Origin of the sequence: Actinomadura opuntiae, assembly GCF_030283205.1 — a bacterium.
Lineage (GTDB): Bacteria > Actinomycetota > Actinomycetes > Streptosporangiales > Streptosporangiaceae > Spirillospora.
The window spans coordinates 463,886-486,456 of record NZ_JASNWF010000002.1; the positions used below are offsets into that span (position 1 = coordinate 463,886).

At 71.6% G+C, this 22,571-nt stretch carries 19 protein-coding genes; 8 read left to right on the forward strand and 11 right to left on the reverse strand.

The genetic code is table 11. The features are described 5' to 3' along the window. Positions 1-48: 48 nt before the first annotated feature. Positions 49-660, forward strand: a complete 612-nt coding sequence (locus QP089_RS05625) for a dihydrofolate reductase family protein (RefSeq protein WP_285910229.1) — start codon at positions 49-51, stop codon at positions 658-660. Positions 661-670: 10 nt separating this feature from the next. Here the strand turns inward: QP089_RS05625 and QP089_RS05630 are convergent, their stop codons facing one another. Beyond that, positions 671-943: a MerR family transcriptional regulator gene (locus tag QP089_RS05630; protein WP_285910359.1), complete on the reverse strand. Its 273-nt coding sequence runs from the start codon at positions 941-943 to the stop codon at positions 671-673. A gap of 733 nt (positions 944-1,676) precedes the next feature. On the opposite strand from QP089_RS05630, the gene QP089_RS05635 reads away from it, so the two are divergent. From QP089_RS05635 to QP089_RS05645, 3 genes are all read left to right on the forward strand, one after another. Beyond that, a complete protein-coding gene (locus QP089_RS05635; protein ID WP_285910230.1) occupies positions 1,677-2,057 on the forward strand; it encodes an STAS domain-containing protein in 381 nt (126 codons plus the stop codon). 16 nt (positions 2,058-2,073) lie between these two features. Then, positions 2,074-2,502, forward strand: a complete 429-nt coding sequence (locus QP089_RS05640) for an STAS domain-containing protein (RefSeq protein WP_285910231.1) — start codon at positions 2,074-2,076, stop codon at positions 2,500-2,502. A gap of 100 nt (positions 2,503-2,602) precedes the next feature. Next, positions 2,603-2,899, forward strand: a complete 297-nt coding sequence (locus tag QP089_RS05645) for a hypothetical protein (RefSeq protein WP_285910232.1) — start codon at positions 2,603-2,605, stop codon at positions 2,897-2,899. A 40-nt stretch (positions 2,900-2,939) separates the two neighbouring features. On the opposite strand, the gene QP089_RS05650 is transcribed toward QP089_RS05645, so the two are convergent. From QP089_RS05650 to QP089_RS05660, 3 genes are all read right to left on the reverse strand, one after another. Continuing rightward, the gene (locus QP089_RS05650) at positions 2,940-4,679 is read right to left on the reverse strand and encodes a SpoIIE family protein phosphatase (protein WP_285910233.1); all 1,740 of its coding nucleotides are present in this window, start codon (positions 4,677-4,679) and stop codon (positions 2,940-2,942) included. Between the two features lie 182 nt (positions 4,680-4,861). Beyond that, entirely contained in the window at positions 4,862-5,248 is a 387-nt protein-coding gene (locus tag QP089_RS05655; RefSeq protein ID WP_285910234.1) for an STAS domain-containing protein, read from the reverse strand. A gap of 74 nt (positions 5,249-5,322) precedes the next feature. After that, complete coding sequence (locus tag QP089_RS05660) at positions 5,323-5,781, reverse strand: DUF5994 family protein (RefSeq protein WP_285910235.1); 459 nt, start codon at positions 5,779-5,781, stop codon at positions 5,323-5,325. 301 nt (positions 5,782-6,082) lie between these two features. On the opposite strand from QP089_RS05660, the gene QP089_RS05665 reads away from it, so the two are divergent. Further along, positions 6,083-6,286, forward strand: coding sequence for a DUF7489 domain-containing protein (locus tag QP089_RS05665; protein ID WP_285910236.1), 204 nt, complete (start codon positions 6,083-6,085; stop codon positions 6,284-6,286). Between the two features lie 132 nt (positions 6,287-6,418). Then, positions 6,419-6,829: an STAS domain-containing protein gene (locus QP089_RS05670; RefSeq protein ID WP_285910237.1), complete on the forward strand. Its 411-nt coding sequence runs from the start codon at positions 6,419-6,421 to the stop codon at positions 6,827-6,829. Between the two features lie 18 nt (positions 6,830-6,847). On the opposite strand, the gene QP089_RS05675 is transcribed toward QP089_RS05670, so the two are convergent. From QP089_RS05675 to QP089_RS05685, 3 genes are all read right to left on the reverse strand, one after another. Continuing rightward, positions 6,848-8,023 (reverse strand): N(5)-(carboxyethyl)ornithine synthase, encoded by a 1,176-nt coding sequence (locus tag QP089_RS05675; RefSeq protein ID WP_285910238.1) that lies wholly within the window; start codon positions 8,021-8,023, stop codon positions 6,848-6,850. 112 nt (positions 8,024-8,135) lie between these two features. After that, positions 8,136-9,080, reverse strand: coding sequence for an NHL repeat-containing protein (locus QP089_RS05680; protein ID WP_285910239.1), 945 nt, complete (start codon positions 9,078-9,080; stop codon positions 8,136-8,138). Positions 9,081-9,256: 176 nt separating this feature from the next. Further along, positions 9,257-12,427, reverse strand: coding sequence for an AfsR/SARP family transcriptional regulator (locus QP089_RS05685; RefSeq protein WP_285910240.1), 3,171 nt, complete (start codon positions 12,425-12,427; stop codon positions 9,257-9,259). A 766-nt stretch (positions 12,428-13,193) separates the two neighbouring features. Between QP089_RS05685 and QP089_RS05690 the strand changes: the two genes are divergently transcribed. Together QP089_RS05690 and QP089_RS05695 are read left to right on the forward strand one after the other, a co-directional pair. Beyond that, entirely contained in the window at positions 13,194-14,366 is a 1,173-nt protein-coding gene (locus QP089_RS05690; RefSeq protein ID WP_285910241.1) for a hypothetical protein, read from the forward strand. A 170-nt stretch (positions 14,367-14,536) separates the two neighbouring features. Then, positions 14,537-15,022 (forward strand): hypothetical protein, encoded by a 486-nt coding sequence (locus QP089_RS05695; RefSeq protein ID WP_285910242.1) that lies wholly within the window; start codon positions 14,537-14,539, stop codon positions 15,020-15,022. On the opposite strand, the gene QP089_RS05700 is transcribed toward QP089_RS05695, so the two are convergent. From QP089_RS05700 to QP089_RS05715, 4 genes are all read right to left on the reverse strand, one after another. After that, positions 15,006-17,144, reverse strand: a complete 2,139-nt coding sequence (locus QP089_RS05700) for a tetratricopeptide repeat protein (protein ID WP_285910243.1) — start codon at positions 17,142-17,144, stop codon at positions 15,006-15,008. The genes QP089_RS05695 and QP089_RS05700 overlap by 17 nt on opposite strands. A gap of 423 nt (positions 17,145-17,567) precedes the next feature. Further along, complete coding sequence (locus QP089_RS05705; RefSeq protein ID WP_285910244.1) at positions 17,568-18,059, reverse strand: hypothetical protein; 492 nt, start codon at positions 18,057-18,059, stop codon at positions 17,568-17,570. A 2-nt stretch (positions 18,060-18,061) separates the two neighbouring features. After that, the gene (locus QP089_RS05710; RefSeq protein WP_285910245.1) at positions 18,062-21,376 is read right to left on the reverse strand and encodes a CHAT domain-containing protein; all 3,315 of its coding nucleotides are present in this window, start codon (positions 21,374-21,376) and stop codon (positions 18,062-18,064) included. Continuing rightward, entirely contained in the window at positions 21,360-22,433 is a 1,074-nt protein-coding gene (locus QP089_RS05715) for a tetratricopeptide repeat protein (RefSeq protein ID WP_285910246.1), read from the reverse strand. Before QP089_RS05715 ends, QP089_RS05710 begins: the two co-directional genes overlap by 17 nt. Positions 22,434-22,571: the final 138 nt, after the last annotated feature.

Genomic DNA, 22,571 nt, shown 5'->3' on the forward strand with positions numbered 1-22,571 from the left:
GGGGACGACAGGATCGGAGGCGAGGACGCGAGACGACCTGGAGGACCCGTGGGTTCAGTGTTCATGCACAACGTGATGTCGGTCGACGGCTTCATCGCCGACGCGAACGACGACGTCGGCCCGCTCCACGACTGGTACTTCAACGGCGACACCCCGATCGTCGAGGACGCCGGCCGGACCTTCGACCACTCCGGCGTCGGAAGCTCCTTCAAGGTCTCCAAGGCATCGGCGGAGTACGTCCGGACGATGTGGGAGTCGATCGGCGTGATCGTGATGGGCCGCACCCTGTTCGACCTGGTGAACGGCTGGGAAGGGGACCCGCCGACGGGAGACCACGTGGTCGTGGTGTCCCACCGGCCCAAGCCCGAGGGCTGGCATCCCGAGGCGTCGTACCACTTCGTCGACGACGTGACGGCCGCGATCGGCAAGGCCCGGGAACTCGCCGGCGAGCGGAACATCAGCGTGAACGCCGGTGACGTGGGCGCCCAGATCCTCGCGGCCGGTCTCGTCGACGAGGTGGCGATCGACGTGGTGCCCGTGGTGTTCGGATCGGGCAAGCGCTACTTCGGCGGGATCGACGGGCAGCATCTTCTGGAGGACCCGCACGTGGTCGTCCAGGGCGACGGGGTGCTGCACCTGAAGTTCAAGGTCCGCCGCTGAACGGAGGGTGCTACTCCGGGTCCTGGGGGTGGCGGCCCTGCTGGAGCCGGGCGTTGATGCGCTGCGCTTCGGCGAGCTGGTCTTCCAGGATGATGATGCGGCAGGCCGCGTCCAGCGGGGTGCCCTGGTCGACCAGGTCGCGGGCGCGCTGGGCCAGGCGCAGCTGGTAGCGGGAGTAGCGTCGGTGCCCGCCGGGCGAGCGCTGCGGGACGATCAGCCGCGCGGTGTCCAGGCTGCGCAGGAAGGCCGGGGTGACGCCCAGCATCTCGGCGGCGCGGCCCATGCTGTAGGCGGGGTAGTCCTCGTCGTCGAACTTGTCCTCGAGACCGCCGGGGTCGCCCTGGCGGTGGAACTGGTCTGGCCGGCCGTCGGCCTGGGCCGGGTGGGGTGCGTTCACGGAACCTTCCGTACTGCCGTGGGACGGCAGGGACGACGACAGGGGCCCCGGTGCCAGACTGCGGCACCGGGGCCCAGAGGTACAACACCACCTACCGGCTCTGCGAGCCGGTCTTCCGCGTCAGCCGCCCAGACGGGGGCGGGAACGCGGGGATCGCGTATGCGTGACCGTAGACCACCGTCCAATCTGTGGAACTGCGGTACCCGCGCGGCGTGACTGGAGCCTGCAGCGGGCGATCCCGATGGCGTCGACTCTCCTTTCCTCGACATCACTACCTGTACTGCGTGTTTCCCTGTGTACTGCGATTTCTGATCTTGCTTCGCTCCCGGCGACCCGTTGGCCGCCGGTCCCGGCCGGCTGCCGGAGCCCCTTGCACTGCGTTGGCCCCGGCACGCCCGGCCGGCGTCATCCATACGTCCGGCAGTTCGTCCTCTGCCGTTTCTCATGGACTCGTCTCTCTTCGATGACCAGAACACTACCCGGCGTCGGGTCGAAAATCTACCTCGATCACTACAGAGTTTCGTAGATCACATCGCCCGCTTCTCTGCGTCGATCACGAGTGCCCCGGCTACGGGCGGGTAGGCAGCCCGCAACAGTGGAGGTGAGGCGGGTGAAGCAGATGACCGCTCCCCGAGAGGAGACGCCTCGAGAACGGCTGCGGATCCGGGCCGAGCGCGCCCCGGCGGGCGTGGTGGTGCGCGTCCACGGCGAGATCGACGCGTTCACCGCCGACGCGCTGCGCGAGCAGGCGATCGCTGCGACGGCGCCGCTCGCGCGCCCGAGGATCGTGCTCGACCTGGACCAGGTCGGCTTCTGCGACTCCTCCGGGCTGACCGCACTGGTCGCCATCTGGAAGGCGGTCCGCTCCCGCCGCGGGGACCTCGTCGTGGCCCGGCCGCCCGAGGTGTGCCGCCGGATCCTCGCCCGCACCCGCCTGGACCAGCACATCGGCGTCAGTCCCACCGTCCGGCATGCCCTGCGGCGCATCGCATCCCCCTGACCGGGGGGTGCCGGCCATGGGCCTGATCGTGGAAAGCCGATTCCAGCCGGCGGGCGCCGACCTGGCCGTCGTGACCCTGACCGGCGACCTGGACGTCGCCTCCGCGGGCCTGCTGCGCGGCCACCTGGCCGCCCTGATCGGCCGCGGCGCCGACCACCTCATCCTGGACTTCGCCCAGGTCGACTTCGTCGACTCCAACGGCCTCAGCGTGCTGGCCGGCGTCCACCGCCTCATGCAGCCCTCGCAGCGGGCGAGGGCGGACGGCGACCTCGCCGGCACGCTCGCCGTCGCGGCGGTGAACCAGCGCGTCCGCCACGTCCTGCGGACCACCGGCTTCACCCGGATCATCCCGATCTACCCGTCGGTGGAGACGGCGGTCGTCGTCCACCAGGCCGGCCCGCACCGCCCTGCCGGGAAGGGCGACCCCACCGGCACCGGCAGGTGACCGCGCTGGCGGAGGGCCGGGAGGAGTCCCTAATGTTGGAGTCGACCCCTATGTTGGAGTCGACGGGGCCCGGCTCCTGGGCTCAGGGGAGGTGAGGCTCATGAGCGGGACGATGCCCGAGGTGTGGATCGCGGCCGCCGACGGCGACCTGATCCGGGCCGACGCGATCGTGATACTGCGGCTGGACAAGACCGGCCGGCTGACCGTGCAGTTGCGCGACGAGGCGAAGGTCAGCGTGAGCCTTCTGGAGGGCTCCGCGGGCGGCGGCAACCCGCCCGCCGACTTCCACCGCCAGCTGATCCGGATGATCGCCGAGGTGGCGGACTCCGGCAGCGCGCAGGTGATCAGCGCGCGGCACGTGGACGGCGGGTGGCGCTGGATCAGCGAGCCCCTGTAGGCGCCGGCCGCACTCCCCGCGGTCCCGGACGTCCCGGACGTCAGGCGGGGACGCGGAGGGCGAGGATGGCGACATCGTCCTCGCCGCCGGGCTCCATCCGCTCGAGAAGCTGGTCGCACAGGTCGGGCACGGGAAGCCGGGCCAGGTGGGCGCTGTGGCGGCGCAGCCCGGTGAGGCGGTCGGTGAGGTCGGTGCCGCGGGTCTCGACGAGTCCGTCGGTGTAGAGCAGCAGCGTGGACAGGGGCGGCAGGTCGCGGGCGCCGTCGGGGCGGCCGGTCGTGAGGTCGGGGTTGCCGAGCAGCATCCCGTGCTCCTCGAGGAAGGACGTGCCGCCGTCCTGGGTGATCAGCAGCGGCGGCGGATGGCCGGCGTTGCACCACCGCAGATGCCAGCGGCCGTCCGGGCTCCTTTCGACGCGGGCGAACACGGCGGTGGCGAGTTCGGCGTCGCTGACGGCGTCCATCACCGCGTCCAGGCGCTCCAGGACGATGCTCGGCGGTGCGGCCGGATCCCACGCCAGCGCCCTCAGCATGTTGCGGACCTGCGCCATCCGGGACGCCGCGTGCAGGTCATGGCCCACGATGTCGCCGATGACCAGCCCGGTGGCGCCGTTGGCCAGCGGGAACGCGTCGTACCAGTCGCCGCCCACCCACCCGACCCGCGCGGCCGGCACGTACCGGGCCTGGAGCTGCAGATCGCCCGACCGGGGCAGCGGGGTGAGCAGGCTGCGCTGCATGGCCTCGGCCGTGTCGCGCTGCGCGGCGAACAGCCGGGCGTTGGCCAGCAGGAGGCCGGTGCGGCGCGCGATGTCCTCGACCACGAGCCGGTCGTCGGGACCGTAGCCGTCCCCGGGACGGGAGTAGCCGAGCGTCAGCGCGCCATAGGTCTCGCCGCGCGCCGCCAGCGGGGTGATGATCGCGGTGTGCGCGTCCATGACCTGGAAGAGCTCGTGCTGGGCGGCCGCCAGCGGCTCGTCCGGATAGAGCCGGGCGGCGTCGCCGCCGACGACCAGGGTCGTGCCGCCGTGCAGCACCCGCGCGAGCGGCCCGCGCGGGGTCCGGGGGAGCGGCGGCAGCGGGCCCTCCAGGGCGGCGATGTCGGCGGGCGAGAGCTCGCGGTGCGTGGCGGCCGTCCGCTCGACCCGCCCGTCGGGGACGAGCAGGTCGACCTCCGCCCAGTCGCCGAGCGCGGGCACGACGAGCCGGACCAGCCGCCGCAGCACCTCGTCCTCGTTCAGCGTGGACGACAGCACCGTGGTGATCTCCGCGACCAGCGCCAGCCGCGAGTTCGCCCGCCTGACCTGGGCCATCTGGTCGTGGCGCTCCTGCTCGATGCGGAACCGCTCGGCCGCGTCCTGCAGCACGACGACCGCTCCGGCCACCGTCCCGGCCCCGGGTTCCCCGGCGGCCGCGGCCGGGTCGTCGGCGTAGATCGGCGCGGACGACCAGGACAGCCGCACCGCCCGCCCGTCGCGGTGGGTGAACCGGTCGCCGTCGCCGTGGTCGGCGACGCCGGTCCGCAGCGTCCGCAGCAGGCGGCAGTCCCGCTCCGGAGCCGGATCCCCCTTGCCGGCGCGGTGCAGGAGCCGGTGCAGCGGCCTGCCCAGCGCCTCCTCGCGGGTGTAGCCGAGCAGCTGCCGGGCGCGGGGGTTCCAGGCCGTGATCCGGCCGGTCGCGTTGACGGCCACGACGCCCGCGTTCATGGCTTCGACCAGGCCGTCATGCTGCATGCCGGCCTGGCCGTCCGGCTGCCCGCTCATCTGGTCCTCCCGGTCGGACACCAGGTTCCCTGCCCCCCAGGCCACCTGGAACACGTCCGTCCCGGGACGTTCAGGAGACGATCAGCGCGACCGCGGCGATGACCGTGCACACGGCGACCAGCGCTATCGCGATGCCGCCGGCGAGCCCTTTCATCAACGCCAGGTATTCGTCCTTCATCGTCCTGCGCCCGGAGTTCACGCGGTCATGCCGCTGACTCGGCCTGCGCGGGCGGGGCCGTCCGGACGGTGAAGACGCGGTCCAGGCCCGTGGCGTGCAGCAGGTCGGTGAACTGCCGGTTGGCGGCGCTCAGTTGGACCGTGATCCCGACCGCCGCGGCGCGGTGCTGTATGCCGACCAGGACGGCGAGCCCCACCTCGTCGCAGGACGACACCTCGCCCATGTCGAGGATCAGCAGCCGTCCGCTGTGGCGCAGCACGTCCAGCAGATGCTCGCGCAGCGCCGGGGCCGCGGCGGCGTCCAGGCCGCCCCGCAGCGCGATGATGGTGTGGCCGGGGCGCCGGTGGGCGGGCATCCGCACCTCGGAGGGAACCGGAGTCGAGCCGTCGTCGGCGGGTGCGGCGGTGGTCATGGTGATCTCCGATCGCGGGGCGCCGTGCGGGGCGGCCCGGAAGCAGACGATGAGTGACGCGGGGTCGTGCGGGCTCACGGGCGGGCGCAGGAGGCGAGGATCTCCTCCGGCGGCACATCGCCCGCGGCCGCCTTGGCCAGGGCCTCCTGCGCGGAGGTCCGGGACGTCTCGGGCGGAACGACCAGCAGCAGGACCGGCTCGCCGCGTCCGCGGGTGACCGCGACCATGTGGTCCAGGTGCGGCAGCCAGCCGACCCTGATGACCCGGCCCAGGGCGGTGACGCGCAGCGGAACGTGGTCCCAGTCGTCGAAGTCGATGGTCAGGCGGGTGGCCATGCCCAGCCGGTCGGTCAGGGCGATCGCCAGTTCGGTGAGCTCGGCGGCGGCGTCGCGCGAGCGGGGCCACCAGCCGCCGTCGATGAGCCCGCGCCCGGTGCCGTCCGCCGCGAGCCGCAGCCGGGACGACGCCGGCGGAAGCGGGAGCGGCGCGGCCGCGCCGGGAAGGTGCGCGAGTTGAGCGCTGTGGCGGGCCATCACGAAGGCCCCATTCTCGGTCCGTCGAGGACCGGGTCGTAATCCCCGAGGACGGCGCCGGCAAGGAGGCCCGCGCACGAAGTGCCCTCAGCCCCTCCAGACTACGCCACGGAACGCCCCGCCGGGGGGCCGTGAGGACGGCCCGTCACTATGGCGCCCGCCGCCGTTTCTCAGCCTAAAGTCGCACCCCCAAGACCCGCCATGCGGCTGATGCCCCCGACCGCGCTTCTCTTTAGCCTGATCACAGGAAGTAAGAGGCTCATCACAACGGGCGGGCAGGCATATGTTCAGGTCACGGCGGGTGCGCAAGGACGAGGCGTGGGAAGGCGTCGTCACCGGCAAGTCACGCAAGATGTCGGACGGGTCGAATCTCTACCGCTACCTCGAGGTCGCCTTCACCGGCGGCGGCAGCAAGAAGATCCGCGTCAGACGCTCCCTCTGGGACTCGCTGAGCACCGGCGACCAGATCGTCAAGCGGCCCGGATCCGACCCGGTCAAGAAATAGCGACTCGGGCGTCTTTGCATGTCATTGCCCTAGAGCGGGCGATATGCGGCGTAGCGTGGAGTGCAGCGCGTCCGCCGGTCAACGCGCTACCGACCGCTCGCGCGCCATCCGCAGCGCGATCGGAGCGACATCATGAATTCCACGTACAGGACTCAAGGCCATACCGAAATCCATCCGCGGGTGGTGCTGTCGGTCGTGCGCCGGCCCTCGTTCACCGTCGCCGCATTGCAGGGCGAACTCGACCTGGTGACCGCGCCCGCGCTGCATGACGGGCTGCTGGAACTGCTGCACCCCGGGCAGAGGATCCTGGTGCTGGACCTGTCGCAACTGTGGTTCTGTGACGCGGCCGGGATCTCCGCTCTGATCAGCGCCTGGCACCGCGCGCTGGCTCTGGGCGTCTCGATGCGCCTGGCCTCCCCTCGCTCGCACGTCGCGCAGATCCTGGACGACGCCGCCCTGGAGCACGGCCTCCGAACCTTCCCCACCCTGTCCCAAGCGCTCCAGCAGCCCGTCCCCCCGGCGCTGGAACCAGCCGGAGTCTGACCGATCCGTCGTGCGCCTCTACTCCGGCCGGTCCGTCGCGTGCGGGTAGTCGGGGGAGCGGCGCTGGAACGAAAGGACGGCGGGGTTCTGGACGACGCCGTCGCGGATCTCTATCGCCCGCCGGACGGTCTTGTCGGCGTCCCACGCGGCGGGGCCCGCGAGGACCGTGGCCAGGTGCGGGATCAGGGCCTGGCTGATCTCCCAGGTCGCGGAGTCCCACAGGTAGGAGGGGCTGTGGTCGACGCCGTAGTGGTGGACGTTGCGGCCGACGGTGAACATGGGATCGGTGAAGGTGGTCGGCCGGGCCCATTCGAAGCCCATGCCCGCATCGCAGGAGACGTCGACGATGAGGGTGCCGGTGGAGAACAGCGGCAGGTCGTCGTTCGTGGCGAACATCAGCGGGGCACCGGTGTCCTGCAAGACGCAGTTGACCACGATGTCGTGCCGGGCGAGGAAGGCGGCCGTCGCGAGCGGGCCGTCCTCGGTGAGGACACGGGTGCGGGCGGGCTCCTCGGGGTCACGGTCGAAGTGGACGATCTGTGCCGAATGGATCGGTGAGCCGACGGCGCTGACGCCCCGATGCGTCAGGACGTGGACATCGTGCACGCCATGGGCGTTGAGCGCGGTGACCGCGCCCCGGGCGGTCGCCCCGAAGCTGATGACGGCGGCGTGGCGCCGCCGCCCGTAGGCGCCGGTGGATCCGGTGAGGGCGAGAGCGTGCAGGACCGAGCAGTAGCCGGCGAGTTCGTTGTTCTTGTGGAAGACGTGCAGGTTGAACCCGCCGTCGGGGGTCCAGTGGTTCATCGCTTCGAACGCGATCAGTGTGAGCCGTCCGTCGATGGCGACCTGGGTGAGTTCGCGGTCCTGGACGCAGTGCGGCCAGCCCCACAGGATCTGGCCGGGGCGCAGTTCCTTCAGGTCGTGGGGTAGCGGTTTGAGCAGCAGGACGATGTCGCAGCGGGCGATGAGCCGGTCGCGGGGCAGCAGCCCGGCGACCTGGGGGGCGAGCTCCTCGTCCGGGATGCCGAAGGCTTCGCCATAGCCGCGTTCGAGGTAGATGCGCGACCGCAGGCCGGGGTCGATCCGCTGGAGGTGCAGCGGATGTATCGGCTGCCGGTGCTCGTTCTCCTTGGCCGTGTGCGCCAGGACGCCGAGGCTCAGGCCGGGGCGGGGCGAACCGTTCAGGGTCGGCAAGACGTCCCCTCTCGGGGGGTGAGCCGGGGGCGCGGGTCAGCCTCGGGGCTGGATGTCGCGATCCCCCGGCCCTCCGGACCCTACGTCAGGAATCTCCGACCACGACCGCCGCTCAAGGACGGGGAATGGCGACGGCGTTGTAAGAGATGCCAGGGGTCGGCCCCGTGGCGAAGAACTGGATGTTGGGCAGGTACAGCCGGGAGCCGAACGCGGCCACGGTCGTCGGCAGGGCGAACCGGGGGTCCTTCACCCGCCGTACGACATGGCCCTCGGTTCCCGCCGCGTTCAGCCGCAGGACGGCGACGGTGTTGAGCCGGTTCTGCACCGCGTACAACGTCCGGCCGCGCAGCAGCAGGCCGTCGCCCTCCGGCAGCGACTCGCCGTGCAGGTCCACCCGGCGGGTCTCACCGGTCGCCGGATCGATGCGGAACAGCCCGCCGGTGTTCGACTGCACGACGATCAGACCACGGCCGTCCGGTGTCGGCGTGATGCCGTTGGCGTTGAAGCCGGAGCCGTCGGGGCTGCCGGGATCGCCCTGGTACACGAGGTCGCCGGTGAGCGGGATCCGGACGGCGGCGGAGGGCAGGCCGCCGCTCAGCGGCAGCTTGTACAGCACCGGATTGGTGGAGTCGGTGAACCACGCGGCGCCTTGCGTGAGGATCACGTCGTTGACGAACGCCGGACCGGTGGCCAGCCGGTAGGAGGCCAGCACGCGGCCGGAACGGAGGTCCAGAACGCGGGCGTCGCCGCCGGTGCCGCCGGCCACGAACAGCCGTCCCCGCGGGTCGGTCTTGAGCCCGAGCGCCTGCGTGCCCGGCCCCCGGCTGAGGATCGCGCCGCGTCCGGTCCGCAGGTCGGCGCGGTAGACCGAGCCGTCGGCCATGGACCCGACATAGGCGAACGGGCCGGGCCCGGTCGCGATCCCCTCCGGCTGGAACCCGTTCGGCAACCGGAGCGTGGTCGGGTACACCCCCGGATCACGATGGTGGCCGACGGCCGCTCGCGCCGTCCCGCCCACAGCGGTGACCAGCCCGAACACGAGCACGGCAGAAGTCATCTGACGCAGCAAGGCACAACCTTTCAACGCTGAAGTCTTCAACGCCGAAACGCTAACCCCTGCAACACCTCGACGTCAAACAGTTCAACGCTGAGAAGTAGAGCCGCGCCGCCCTCGACCGCGTCACGAGGGGCGCGCCGCCCGACCGGCCCCCTTCCCGAAGCGGACGTGCGCCGTCATGAGGCGACCTCGTTGATCGTCTGCAGCCTCAATGCAATGGATTCCGCTTCCGGCACGCCGAGTTCCTCGAAGATCTCCAGGGCCTGGCGCCAGTGGATGCGCGCGGCCTGCTCCCCCTGAAGGTGCAGGACCGTTGCGGCGATGCCCTCGTGCGCCTTGGCCTGCTGGTACGGAACGCTGATGTCGAGGGCCATGTCGAGGGCCCTGCGGTAATGGTCGAGGGCCACCGGATAACGGCAGCAGGCCTGATGGGCGTCCGCCATCCCGCGCAGAGCCTGTACCTGCTGGTACGGATCACCGACGTCCCGGGCGGCGTCCTCGGCCTGCTGATGGTGGACGAGCGCTTCGCTGGGGCGCCCCATCAGCAGGTAGACGGCCCCGATGCTGTTGAGCGCGTCGGCGATGTTCCGCCGGTCGCCGATCTCGCGGAACACCGTGATCGCCTCGCGGTAGCAGCGCAGCGCACTCGGGTAGTCGCCCTTGTAGTGGTGGACGCCCCCGATGTTGTTCTTGAGAATCGCCTCGTTCTGCACCCCGCCGATCTGTTTGAAGATCGCGCTCGACTCCTCGTAACAGCGGACGGCGTCGCGGTGGAAGCCGCGTTGCCGCTGGACGTCTCCGAGATTGTTGAGGACCATCGCCTCGCGACGCAGATCCCCTGACCTGCGGCACATCTCGAGGGAGAAGTTCAGGTGCTGCAAGGCGTCCCCGTAGCGGCCGAGATGCCACAGTGCGATGGCGGCGTAACCGAGCGAGTCCGCCTCGCCGTGTGAATCGCCGGCCTTCCGGTGGAGGTCTTGCGCCTCCTGATGGTGGGCCAGAGCCTCGCGGTAGCAGGCGGTGGTCCAGAGAACGATGCCGATGCGGTCCAGAGTCTCGGCCTCGGCCCGCCGATCGCCCAAGGAGCGGAAAATGGATAACGCCTCGGTGGCGTGCTCCAGCGCGGCGACATGGTGACCGATTCGGAACCGCGTGAAGCTCAGCTCGAAGAGCGCCTGGGCGAGCGTTCCCGGACTCGAGATCTCGCGTGCCGCTCGCACGGCCGTCTCCTGAGCCTTGCCCGCGTCCTCGCGACGTCCCTGGGTTTCGAGGAATTGGGAGAGAGCGTGCACCAGCAGCGCGCCATTCTTCTTCATCTCATGCTCGATGGCATGGTCGGCCAGCATGAGGCAGTTGCGCCATTCCCGTTCGAACCAACCGGAAGCGTCGGCGGGACCTGCCCGGAGCCACCCGCTCCAGCGCTCCCGATCGTGGTCGGACGGGATCCGCGCGCCCCCGGGGGCCTCGGAGAGGCCGCGCCTGCGCCGGTGTGGGTAGAGGACGCGGTCGGCCTGGTCGGCCCATCGCAGGTAGTGGCGCACTAATCGGGAGAGCACCCGTCTGAGCTCGTCACGGGAATCCTCCTCGAGCGCCCGGGCACGGGCGAACCCCCGCACGATGTCGTGCATGCGCACATTCTCGGGCCCTTGCACATGGAGAAGATGGTGATCGACGAGCACCTCGAACTCTGCCGACACCTCTGCGGCCGGCCGGGCGACGAGGGCCGTCGCGGCGTCCACCGTGATGTCCGGGCAGGGGCTCCAGCCCAGCCGCCGGAAGAGGCGACGTTGCTCGTCGGTGAGGGCCCGGTAGGAGCGGTCGAAGGCCGCACGTGCCACCGAGTCGTCCAGGTCGCCACCGTCGTCCGGACCGTTCCCGGGCCCCCGGTACGGCTGGTGCGCTTCCCCCGGCCACCCGCCGGCACCGCCTTCGGTGGCCTTCGCGGCCTGCGCGGCGGCCAAGCGCAAAGCGAGCGGAAGCCCGCCGCAGCGGCGGACGACCTCGTCGACGGCGTCCGCGTCCAAGCCGTCACCGGCGATGCGAGCGACCAACCGGCGCGCCTCGTCCGGCGGAAGGACGTCCAGGCGCAGGTACCGCACGCCGGGCAGTCCGGCCAACCGGCGCCGGCTGGTGACCAGGACACGGCAGGTCGGGATTCCCGTGATGACCGGGCGGATGTGGTCCAGGTCGATGGCGTCGTCCAGGACCACGATGGCGCGCCTCTCGGACATCTCGCGCCGCCACGACTCCGTGCGCTCTGCGTGTGACACGGGAATGCGCTCCGGCGGAAGGCCGAGCATGCGCAGCAATTCGGTCAGGACGGCACCGGCCGACAGCGGCGGCCGGACCTCGTCATGCCCGCAGAGCCCCACGTGCAGCGCCGCGTCGGGGAATCTGCCGGTCAGCATTTGCGCCGCGCGAAGGGCCAGAGCACTCTTACCGATCCCGCCCATGCCGGTGATGACGTCGACGTTGGGTTGCGGCGCGTCCGGCCCGGCAGGAGCGGTGAGAATCTCCAGTTCGCGCTCACGGCCGGTGAAGCCGTCCGGCTCCTCCGGCAGCGAACGCGGCTGCGGCGTTCCGCCGCCCCGGAAGTGACGTGGCGTCACACCGAGATCGGGGTCGCGCCGAAGAATGCGCTCGTGCAGATCACTCAGTCGCGGGCCGGGGTCGGAGCCCTGTTCCGAAGCCAGCAGCCGGGCCACGCGCCGGTAGACCTCCAGTGCCTCCGCCGCCCGGTCGTGCCGGTAAAGGGCGGTCATCAACTGGGCGGTGGCCCGCTCGTCCATGGGGCGCTCGGCGGTCAGCTGCAGGAGTTCGGCGATGACCTCTGCATGTCGACCCAGGCGGAGCCGCAGGTCGATGCGTTCGAGCCGCGCACCATGCCGCTCCTCCTCAAGGATCTTGCGCATTCCCGCGGCCCAGCCCCCTGGCAGGCCGACCAGCGGTTCGCCCCGCCACAGGCCCTCGGCTTCGTCGAGGAGCGCGACGGCGTGCTCGTCGTCGCCGCTGCCGGAGATCGCGCGCGCCTGGCGGCGCAGTTCTCTGAACCGGTGCAGGTCGACCGTCTCCGGACGCAGCGCCAGGCGGTAGCCCCCGTGACCCGACTCGATCGGAGACGATCCGCGCAGTTCGTCTCCGCCGTGCGTGCGGAACCTTCCCCGCAGCCGGGTGACGTAGCTGGTGAGCGTGGTGCGCGCGTGCGCCGGCCTGTGCCCGCCCCAGATTCGTTCTGCCAAGGTCTCCGCCGAGACGACGCTGCCGCATTCCATCGCGAGAATCGCGAGCAGACAGCGTTCCTTCAACGATCCGAGCTTCTGGGGGACCCCGTCCCTCAGCAACTCCACGGGACCTAGAAGTCTGGTCTCCTCCAATTTCGGCTCCCCGTGCACTACCCCCGATCTTGGTCGATTTGGAGTGTCTCACGTGATTTGTCCCGGTTACTAGTAACCGGACATTTCGGTCAAGGTAAGAGTCGCCTTACCCAGCGCCACGGGATGCGAACGTCCTTTCGAGGATGTCGCTGCAACTATTGCCTCAACAACATCGGACGGATGCTTATAGCAGAGTCGGCGGTTGTCCCGCGTACCGAAACCTCGACTTGATCGAGGACGGAAAAAGATCGCGAATACGGGGAAACCTCAAGTAATCGTGCGCTAATGTCACGCACGGGGTTCGAGGGTGAGGGCTCGCGGACCTTGATCAAATGGGCGTGCGCCTGCAATTGCATCGCACAAGGCATCTGCACGTGCACGAGTGACTCATAGAAACGGACTGACTGATGTACCGGCGTCTGCATGAGATTCTCAACGTCACCATCACCGTCAGCGCCCTGCTGGTAGGGATCTTCATGGTTTGACCATGTCGTAGGGAGGGGCGGGACCGGGGTACGGTTCCGCCCCTCCCTCGTCGCAGGTGATCCGGGGTCTGCAATATCTCCGTCCCGTTCGGTGCAGGCGTCCTGTCCGCATGTCCGCCCCACCGTGAGACCACCGGCGGCTACCGCGGCCGCACCGGTCACTTCACGGAGGCGAGATGTCAGCTGGAGATTGGTCCCCGGGCCCCTACGGGCCCGACGCCGCGAAGGGCGCGACGGTCCGGACGCGGCGCACCGTGCTCGCCGTCGTCCACCACCTCGCCGCGGTCACCCGGCTTGACGACGTGCTCGGTCTGGTGGAGCCGGACCAGCGCGTGCAGACGGTCTACACGGTGGCGCCCTCCTCGGTTTTCTCCAGAGGGGTCGACGATCACCTGCGGGCCGCGGGAGCGTGCGTGGTCCCCTTCGACCACGCGACGCAGATGCCGTGGGATCTGGCGGTCGCCGCAGGGGACGGGGCACTGGAGCGGTTGCACGCTCCCGTCCTGCACCTTCAGCACGGCATGGGGCCGACCGTGCTGAGCCATCGCTGGGTCGGTGCGGGGACCGAGGCGTCCCGGCCGGTCGCGGGGGTGCGGCGGGAGGCTTTCGTGGCCGGCGGCCGGGTCATTCCGGCGGCGATCGCTCTGGCCCATCACGAGCACCGCAGGCGCCTGCTCGAGGTCTGCCCCGAGACCAGGTCCGCCGTGCGGGTGGTGGGCGAGCCCGCCTTCGATCGGATGGCCGCGAGCCGTCCGTCGCGCGCGTCCTACCGGGACGCGCTGGGCGTCACCGGCGACCGTCGCCTGGTCGTCGTCTCGTCCACCTGGGGACCGCGCGGCCTGTTCGGCAGGCATCGGGACCTGATCCAGCGGCTCGCCGAGCAGTTGCCGCGGGACCGGTACACCGTCGTGGTGGCCCTTCACCCGGCGATCTTTTCCTGGCATGGCCTCCGGCAGACGCTCGTCTGGAGTGCGGCCGGTCTGCGGGCCGGCGCCGGTCTGCTGCCGCCGCACGACGGCTGGCGCGCCGCGCTGATCGCGGCCGACCTGATCGTTGGTGATCACGGGACGGCGACCTACTTCGGGGCCGCATCCGGTGTTCCCGTGCTGCTGGCGGCCTTTCCCGACGGCGACGCGGTACCGGGCTCCCAGGCCGAGCTGCTCGCGAGCCTCGTTCCGCGCCTGAACACGCAGCGGCCTCTGCTCCCTCAGATCGAGTCGCAGGCCGGACGCCGGGCAAGAAGCGAGTCGATCGCCGCCGTTCTCCGTGACCGGCTCACCTCCGAGCCGGGGCGCGCCGCTCCTCTGCTCCGGAGAGAGATCTACCGGCTTCTGCGTCTGGACGAGCCCCCGGCCCCTGCGATCCCTGACCCGGTGCCCAGGCCCCGGCTTCTCGCCGGCCCGTCCGACTTGGAGCCTGTCCGTTGAGCGCCCTATTCGTCCAGGCTGGTTGCGCGCCCGACCAGATCGCGGACGGCGCGCCCCGGCGCGGCGGCTCCGCGCTGGCCCCGGTCGCCACAGGCCCGGCCGGATCGGCCCGGCCTCCGCGGGAGGGCCCCGTCCACGTCACCGCCCGGACCGGCAGCGAACTGATCAGGATGACCCTGTGCGCGATCCCCGCACGGTGCGTCTTCTCCGGGGAGCAGAAGCCGGCTTGGCCGTCGGACCGGGTGACGGACGAGCACGTGGCGGTGTGCGAGGACGCCGACGACAACCGGGCAGCGGACCGCTGGACGTCCATTGCCGACGTCCTCGTCCAGAGCGCTGGCGGACCCCGCACTCACGTCCGCTCGCGCAGAGCCGCGCTGGTCACGTGCACCACCGATCTGCAAGCGCGCACGTGCGCCATCGTCTCCCGGGACGGGGAGAACGCATGTTTCACCGCCTGTGACACCGTCGCCGGCACCGGGGCTGCTGACACGCTCACCACCATGGCTTGGGCCGCTTCGTTCGTCCACTGCCTGCTCGTACGGGGGCACACGCTGACCGAGTTGAGAGCGGCCCGGCTGGTGATCCGGGATTCGGGCCGCGGAGACGGGTGCGTCGTGCTGATCCCTTGCGCGCCTCTCACCGATCAGGCGTGATCCGTGATCCCTCCGCGCCGCCATCGCCGGGCCCGAGCTCGTTCAGGAGGCCGAGTGCCTCCGCGGCCTGCGGGGCTCCCAGTGCCTCGAAGACGGCATGGGCCTGCTCCAGATGCGCCCGTTCGGTGTCGGTGTCCCCGTCGTGTCGCGCCAGCCCGGCCAGTGCGAGGTGGGCGTTGCCCTGCTCGTGCCGGGCGCCGGCGCGGGTAGCGGCTTCCAACGCGGCGTCCAGGCTGTCCCGCGCTTCGCCCGGGCGGCCGTCCGCCGTCAGGGCGGCGCTGATTGCGAGGAGTATCCGGGCACGGTTGTAGTCGTCGCTCTGACCGTCGAAATAGGCGAGCGCGCGCGAGAGATGGTCGATCGCCTTGGTGGTCTGGCCGTCCCTGGCCAGGGCTTCGCCCAGGCGGCGCGTCATCATCGCGACGCCGCGCTCGATCCCGATCTCCTGTTGTATCTGCCGGGCCCGGTCGAACGCGTCGATGGCACCGGCGACGTCGTCCGAGCCGAGCCGGGCGACGCCGAGACACTCCAGTGCGGCCGCTTCACCGCGTGCGTGTTCCGTTCCGCGTTCGAGCTCCAGTGCGCGGTCGGCGAGGTCGGCGGCGGCACGGAAGTCGCGCAGATTGAGGTGGGCGGAGGCCAGTGCCTCCAGCATGCGCGCCTCCGCGCGCCGGTCGCCCATTGCGGCCGCCGACGCGGCGCCGGTCTCGTGCGTCCGGATCCAGTACGCGTAGTGCTTGCGGAAGGTGAACAGCCCCCACAACGCCTCGCACAACTCCCAGGCGCCGCGGTGCAGGCCGAGGTCGTGCGCGGTCGAGACCAGGTCGGCGAGGTCGGGCAGTTCCCTCTCCAGCCAGGCGAGGGCGTCGGCGATGCCGGTGAACGAGGCCGCGGGTGCGGCCGCGTAGTGGCGGCCGAGGTGCCAGCGGCCAGGGATGACCATGCGGTCGGCGGCTGCGGCGATGCCCACCCGGCTTTCCAGCAACCGCTCGAATGCCCGCACGCGGTCGTCCTCGTGTTCTTCCTCGATCGCCCTGTCACGGGCGTGTAGCCGCGCGAGGTCGTGGAATCGGTAACGGCCGTCCGGTTCCTCCTCCACCAGGTTGGCGTCCACCAGCGCCTCCAGTGGCTCGGCCGCCTGCTCGGCAGACGCGGCGACGACGGCCGCGGCGTCGGTCAGGGCGAAGCGCGCGCCCGGATGGACGCTGAGCAACCGGTACAACCGTGCGGCCTCCGCCGGCAGGTCGCGGTAGGTGACGTCGAAGACCGAGCGCACCGAGATCTCTCCTTCGTCCCCGTGGCCGAGTGAAGCGAGCCGGCGGCGCTCGTCGGCCAGTTCGGCCACGACGCGCGAGATCGGCCAGTTCTCCCGGATGGCGAGCCGGGCCGCGGACGTGCACAACGCCAGCGGCAGGCGCCCGCACAGCGCCGCGAGGGAGCGGGCGGCCGTGGGCTCCGCGCGGGTGCGACCGGCGCCCAGCATCCCGTCCAGCAGCTGGACGGCGCCGTCCTCGTCCAGGGGGCCGAGCGGCAGGAAGGACGCGCCGTCCAGGGCCAGGGCAGGGAGCCGCCGGCGCGAGGTGACCAGCACCAGGGCCGGGCCGTGGCCCGGGAAGAGCGGGCGGACCTGTGCCGCCGAGGCGGCGCCGTCCAGCATGATGATCAGTCGGCGCCCTGCCGTGATCGAGCGGAACAGCGCCGCCTGCTCGCCGAGACCGCTGGGCACCGCGTCGGACGGCACTCCCAAAGCCTGCAGGAAATGCCCCAATGGCTCGTCGGGCGGCACCGGAAGCGCGCCGGAGAAACCCCGCAGATTCGTATATAGCTGCCCATCGGGGAAGTGTTCTCTAATGCGGTTCAACCAGGCCAATCCCAGTGAGGTCTTTCCGACGCCGCCGACCCCGCTGATCAGCACGGTGGCGGGTTCGCCGGTTCCGGTGACCGCGTCGCTCACCTGGATGAGCCACTCCATCTCGGTCGTCCGGTCGGCGAAATACGGGCGCGGCGGCAGGAGTTGCGCGGGCACGGGACGCGACCAGCCCTCGGAGGCCGCATGGTGCACATGGAAGCCGCCCCGCACCGTCCCCACCTGCACGAAGGAACCGGCGACACTTCCAGACATTTCATTTTTTGCCCCCTGGCCCTCGGATCCATCTGCCTGGGAAACCTCGTGCCGCTCACCGTGATCCCTCACGAGCCGCTCACTCCACGAAAACCGGGATTCGATCTCCGTGACATTATCCTGGACCTACGGCCCAGCCTCACCGAAGATATTCGTATACACATCCCTATCCTCGGTCGAGAAGCGAATCCGAACCACTGTTCGGTATCGAATCCAGGGCCCGGCCGTCGAAATGGAGCCAACAGCGGACCAACGGAGACAGCGTCGAGGCCGCGGCCCTACCGGGACCGAACCGCTCGTGGCAGGTCGTGGCGGAGTGCGGGCCGGCACGAGCACGCCTTTACCTGTTGGCCGGACCGTTGCGCTGGGGACCGCGCCGCTTGGAGCGGCGCGGGCGGTGTTGCGGCGGGGTGCTCTGGCGGGTCATGGGTTCAGGAAGCGCGTGATGATGTCCACGACGCGTCCCATGCCCTGGGTGCCCCGGATGTCCAGGTCGATCTGGAGGTCGTCTCCGTCCTCCTTCCTCGTGCGGCGAAAGCTGAACCGGGGGCGCAGGATCGCGGCCGACGTCGCTATCGCCAGGACGCTCAGGGCGGTGTCGTGGTCGATCGGCAGGGTCCGCTCGGACTCGGCCCTGGCGATGGCGGCGTCGACGGCGGGGCGGGTCTCCGGGACGGCCTCCGCCAGCGCCGCGATCAGGGCGCGGACGTCCCCGTCTTCGGCCGCGGCGGGCGGGGGCCCGGCGGCGGCTGCCAGCTCGCCGAGGAACTCGCGATCGGCGCTGACGCGGGCGTCGATCTCGTCCTGGGTGACCGCCGGGACCTCGCTGTCGTCGAACTGGCTGAACAGATGCTGCAACACCTGCGCCACCTGCGCGTCGGTGAGCGAGGCGAGGACGGTCTCGAGCTCGGGCATGGTCAGACCCCCGTCAGTTTGAACGCGGCCCAGTGGTAGGGATGCCGCCAGGCGTCGCCGGACTGGTACACCGAGCGCTGCGCTTCGGTGAAGGCGCGCGCCTTGGTGACGCCGCCCCTCAGATACGACTCGTAGAAGCGGGCGATCAGTTCCGTCGACGAGCGCAGGTCGACGTCCCACATCGGGGCGAGGACGCTGTCGGCGCCCGCGAGCAGGGCGGCCCGCGCGGGCCCCCACTGGTCGTCGCCGGCGGAGACGACGACGCGTCCGAGCGAGCACGCCTGGAAGGTGACGTGGGCGGCGGCCATCGCGCCGCCGAGCAGGTCGCGCCCGGACAGCCGGCCGTCGTCGGTCCGGGTCCGGGAGAGGGCCAGGCCGGAGTCCATCGCCTCGGCGTTGTCGCGGTACCAGCCGTGCGCCAGGACGTGGACGAGGTCGGTCTTCGCGAGGACGGACATCACCTCGTCCGGTGTGGCGTCGCGCGCGGACGGCTCGTCCACGCGGACGCCGGAGCCGCGCAGCGCCGCGGTGATCCGCTCCCGGCAGCCGGCGAACTGCTCCGCCTCGGCGGCCCGCGCCGGGACGGCGGCGACCGCGGCGGCGGTGACGGCGGACGGACGCTCCGCGGCGCGGCGCAGCAGGTCCTCGGCGACGCCGATGCTGGGCACGTAGGTCAGGGCCGGGTTGCGGCCGGTCTCCCACAGCTCGGGCAGCAGCAGGGCGTGGACGGGGATGTTGTGCCAGGCCGCATGCGGAGCGATCATGATGAGCGGCGCGTCCCGGACGACCGGAACCAGTTCCTGCAGCCACGACCCGAGGTCCCGGACGGGGGCGTAGAACCGGTCGTCCATGTCGAACGGGCGGTCGGGGTCGATGCGGCCGTGCAGGCCCGTGCCGGAGAACGCCGCCTGCAGGGACATCGCCGCGCGGGTGAGGCCGTCCAGCGTCACATCGATCTGGAGGCTGGCGGTGCGGCCGGGCGTCAGGCAGACCACGTAGCTGACGTCGCGGGCGGCGTAGAAGGACAGCAGTGCGGTCCCCTCGGGGAGCCGGGAGCGCAGCGCGGTCAGGTCGAAGTCGGGGAACGCCTCGGCGAACACGCGCAGGTCCTGGGGGCCGGTCGGGTCGGCCGCCTCGGGCGGGAGGAGGAGCTCGGGGTCGAGACGGCGCCGGGCGGGGTGGCCGGCGGTGACCTCGTCCTCCACGGTGGGGAGGTCGACCGTCCAGGTCAGGCGTTCGTCCAGGCCCTCGTCCGCGCCGCGGACCGGCGAGTAGACCAGGCCGCCGTCGGGTTCGGTGCGCAGCCCGCGGCCGAGGTCGCGGCGGAACCAGCGGCCCTTGGCGCTCTCGGTGACGAGGAGGCGGATCCGGCCGTTGAGACGGGTGTCGGGCGTGTCCCCCTCCTGCAGGATCATCAGCACGCACAGGAAGTGCAGCCGTGCCAGGGCGTCGATGGCGAGCCAGCCGGTGTGCCTCTCGCCGGGGCGCGGCTGCCGGATCCGCTGCCGGTCGGCCGCCAGCTGGATCCGGTGGGCGAGGAGCGCGTGGGCGAACGCCTCGTGGTTCATGCCCTGCCCGGCGAGCTGGTCGGAGCGCAGGACGAGGTACACGCAGGCGCGGTCCCCTCCCAGCCCTTCGCTCTCGGGCCCGGTGAGCGCCTCGGCGTAGCGGCCCTCCCAGGCGGGGTCCTGGTCGGCGAGCTTGCAGAGCGCCATGAGCCGGAACACCACCGCGCTCTGCCGCAGCGGCTCGTGCTCGTGCAGGGCCGGGTCGGCGAGCAGCCCGGCGAGGCCGTCCGCCGCGGCCTCGTGCTCGCCCGCCAGGTCGCGCAGCCGCCAGCGGTAGACGGCGACGGCGAGCCGGGCCCAGCCGCTGTCCTCGGCGGGTTCCGCGGCGACGAGCTCCGCGGCGCGGTCGAGGTGGCGGGCCGCCCTGCGCAGCAGCCCGGCCATCCCGGGTTCGAGGTCCCGCCGGAACAGCCCTTCCGGCTCGTGGTCGCCCATGAGCCGGACGGTCGTGGTCACGACGTCGAGGTTCAGGTCGCGTTCGAGGAAGGGGACGCCGTAGGGCGCGTCGACGGCGAGGGCCTGCTCGTAGTGCAGCAGCGACTCGGCCCGCTGGGTGAGGGACTCGCAGGCCATGGCCGCCAGCCTCAGCATGTGGCGTCTCATGTCGTGCTCGGCGAACCGCTCGGCGAGTGACGCCGCGCTGGTCGCGACCCATTCGGCGAGGTCCGGATGGTCGTGGTAGAGCGCGTACCCGACGACCACCGCACCGCCGAGCGTGTCCCGAGCGTCTTCGGCGGTGTCCGGACGGGCCATCCGGGCGTGGAGGGCGAACTGGCGGAACGCCTCCTCCAGCCGGTCGTCCCGCGCGAAATGGACGGCGCCGCGCAGGTACTCGGCGGCGTACATGCGCTGCCGGGCGTCCCAGGTCGCCGCCAACGTCTCGACGACGAAGTCGCTCGGCGGCCACGCGTCCAGGGTGGCGGAACTCCAGGGCTCGTCGTCGTCGCGGCGGTATTGGACGGTGTGCCCGCCGTCGCCGTCCGGGCCGAGCCAGCGGTACGTCAGGCCGGCGTGCCGGTGCATGGTCGTGGCGGTCAGCACGGAGCGGCCGAGTTCGGCGGGCGTCAGGTCGGCGGGAGAGGACGCCGACGCGAGCGGCTCCGGCACGAACGTCCAGGAGACGGGCGGCACGGGATGCTCGATGAGCCAGCTCAGGCCGCCCGCGGACGCGGGCGTGGCCATCACGTCGTGGAAGAGGCGGCGCAGCGCGCCCGGGTCGTCGTCCGTCACCGCCCAGTGGCTGCGGTCCCCGGTGACCAGCGTGAACCGCCGCGACCGCCCGGCGAGCCGTCCCGAGACGACGAACGCGACCGCCGGGGTCCACGGCACCCGGTACGGGCCGCGCACCGTCACGGGCTCCCCGGTGTCGGCGAGGGCGTTCCCGGCGAGCACCCGCGGATCCGGCGGATCGGGCAGGAGGTACGGCAGCGACCGGTACTGCCCTTCGTCGTCGGCCTGTTCGAGGAGGACGAGCGCTTCACCGTCCGTCGTGCCGGACGTCGTGCCGGACCGCCTGGAGCCCTTCCCGGCGTCCTCACCCCACAGGCCGGCGAAGAGGTCGGCGAGGATGTCCTCCGGCATCGTCGTGTACGGCACGCTGCGCCCGGGAGACGCGATCACCACGAGGTGATGGGTGCGGCCCCGGCGCCGCGCCGTGAACACGACCGCCTCCCGGTCGTCCTCCGCGCGCACAGTGAGGACCTGGCGGGCGTGCTGGAACGGCCGTGCGCTCCTACGGAAGATCGGCATGGCGCCCCTCGGCCCGGTCCAGGGCGGCCCGCATCGTGTCGAGACCGGGAGCGCCGAATCGGGCGGACGCGATGGCGGCCCGCCCGATCCGCAGGGCCTCGTCCAAGTCGCCGCGCGCCCCGTGGACCCTGTGCCGGTCGGTCAGGAGGCTCACCAGCAGGACCGTGTGGTGGAGCACCATCCGGTCGTCGGGGCCGGTGAGTTCGACCGCCTCCCTTGAGGCGAGCACGGCCTCCTCGAAGAGATCCACGTCGTCGGTCGCGTCGGCCAGCGAGCCCAGCGAGAGCGACAGGTTGTGTAGGCACCCCGCCAGCGACGGATCGGACGGGCGCGCCGCGTCCGCAGCGGCCCGGTTCGCGGCCACCGCCCGGTCGAGGTCGGCGCGCTCGCCGGCCACCGTGTACCGCCGCCACGAGATCAGCCCGAGCCGCGACAGCGGCACCGGGCCGCGCGACTCCTCCGCGGCCTCGGCGGCCACGGCCACGGCCCGGTCGAGGTGCTCCCGCGCCTCCTCGCGCTCGTACCGCAGGTCGAGGGCGACGGCCAGCTCCGACGCCAGCAGCGGACGCACGGGATGGCCCCGCGGCAGCATGACCATCGCCGCGTCCGCGATGAGCGCGGCGGTCTCGGCGTGCTCGCTTCCGGAGGCGAGCACGGCGGTCACGCCGTCGAGCAGCTCGTCCGGAGCCTGCTCGACGAGGCTCGACCGGGTGAAGTCGTCCCCGACCTCCCGCAGCGTGCGCCAGAGCGGCTGCGGGACCGCCGCGCGGTCGGCCGCGTACACCGGCGCCAGCAAGGCCAGCACGGCGACGAAGTCGGGGTTGTCGGTGCCGCGGCCCCGGCCGGCCACGCTCAGGTACCGCTTCCAGAACAGCCGTCCCGCCGCCGCCAGCCCCAGCAGCGCGTCGCCGGGATGCTCGCGCGCGTACTCCACCAGCTCGGCCGCGTCGCGGACGGCCTCGTCGTCGAACAGCGTCGCGGCGTCCCCGGACCGCTCGACGGCCGCCAGCCGCGTGCGGACGTTCGACAGGGCGACATCGCGCCGAATCCGGTCCACGCAGACCTCACCGTCGCCGTTGGGGCGTCAGCCGAGTATGTTTCGCGCCGCGCGCCCGCGACAAGGCGAGAAAACAGGAATGGCCTGGTCAGGCCAACTGGCCCGGCGAGCACCGCACCGGACCCCAACGCGAGCCGA

Coding starts and splice junctions, on each gene's coding strand:
- QP089_RS05635 (WP_285910230.1), top strand. CDS start 1,677: ATGACCGCTCCCCGAGAGGAGACGCCTCGAGAACGGCTGCGGATCCGG.
- QP089_RS05695 (WP_285910242.1), top strand. CDS start 14,537: ATGACCCTGTGCGCGATCCCCGCACGGTGCGTCTTCTCCGGGGAGCAG.
- QP089_RS05645 (WP_285910232.1), top strand. CDS start 2,603: ATGAGCGGGACGATGCCCGAGGTGTGGATCGCGGCCGCCGACGGCGAC.
- QP089_RS05670 (WP_285910237.1), top strand. CDS start 6,419: ATGAATTCCACGTACAGGACTCAAGGCCATACCGAAATCCATCCGCGG.
- QP089_RS05630 (WP_285910359.1), bottom strand. CDS start 943: ATGGGCCGCGCCGCCGAGATGCTGGGCGTCACCCCGGCCTTCCTGCGC.
- QP089_RS05660 (WP_285910235.1), bottom strand. CDS start 5,781: ATGGCCCGCCACAGCGCTCAACTCGCGCACCTTCCCGGCGCGGCCGCG.
- QP089_RS05705 (WP_285910244.1), bottom strand. CDS start 18,059: ATGCCCGAGCTCGAGACCGTCCTCGCCTCGCTCACCGACGCGCAGGTG.
- QP089_RS05640 (WP_285910231.1), top strand. CDS start 2,074: ATGGGCCTGATCGTGGAAAGCCGATTCCAGCCGGCGGGCGCCGACCTG.
- QP089_RS05710 (WP_285910245.1), bottom strand. CDS start 21,376: ATGCCGATCTTCCGTAGGAGCGCACGGCCGTTCCAGCACGCCCGCCAG.
- QP089_RS05680 (WP_285910239.1), bottom strand. CDS start 9,080: ATGACTTCTGCCGTGCTCGTGTTCGGGCTGGTCACCGCTGTGGGCGGG.
- QP089_RS05700 (WP_285910243.1), bottom strand. CDS start 17,144: ATGTCTGGAAGTGTCGCCGGTTCCTTCGTGCAGGTGGGGACGGTGCGG.
- QP089_RS05655 (WP_285910234.1), bottom strand. CDS start 5,248: ATGACCACCGCCGCACCCGCCGACGACGGCTCGACTCCGGTTCCCTCC.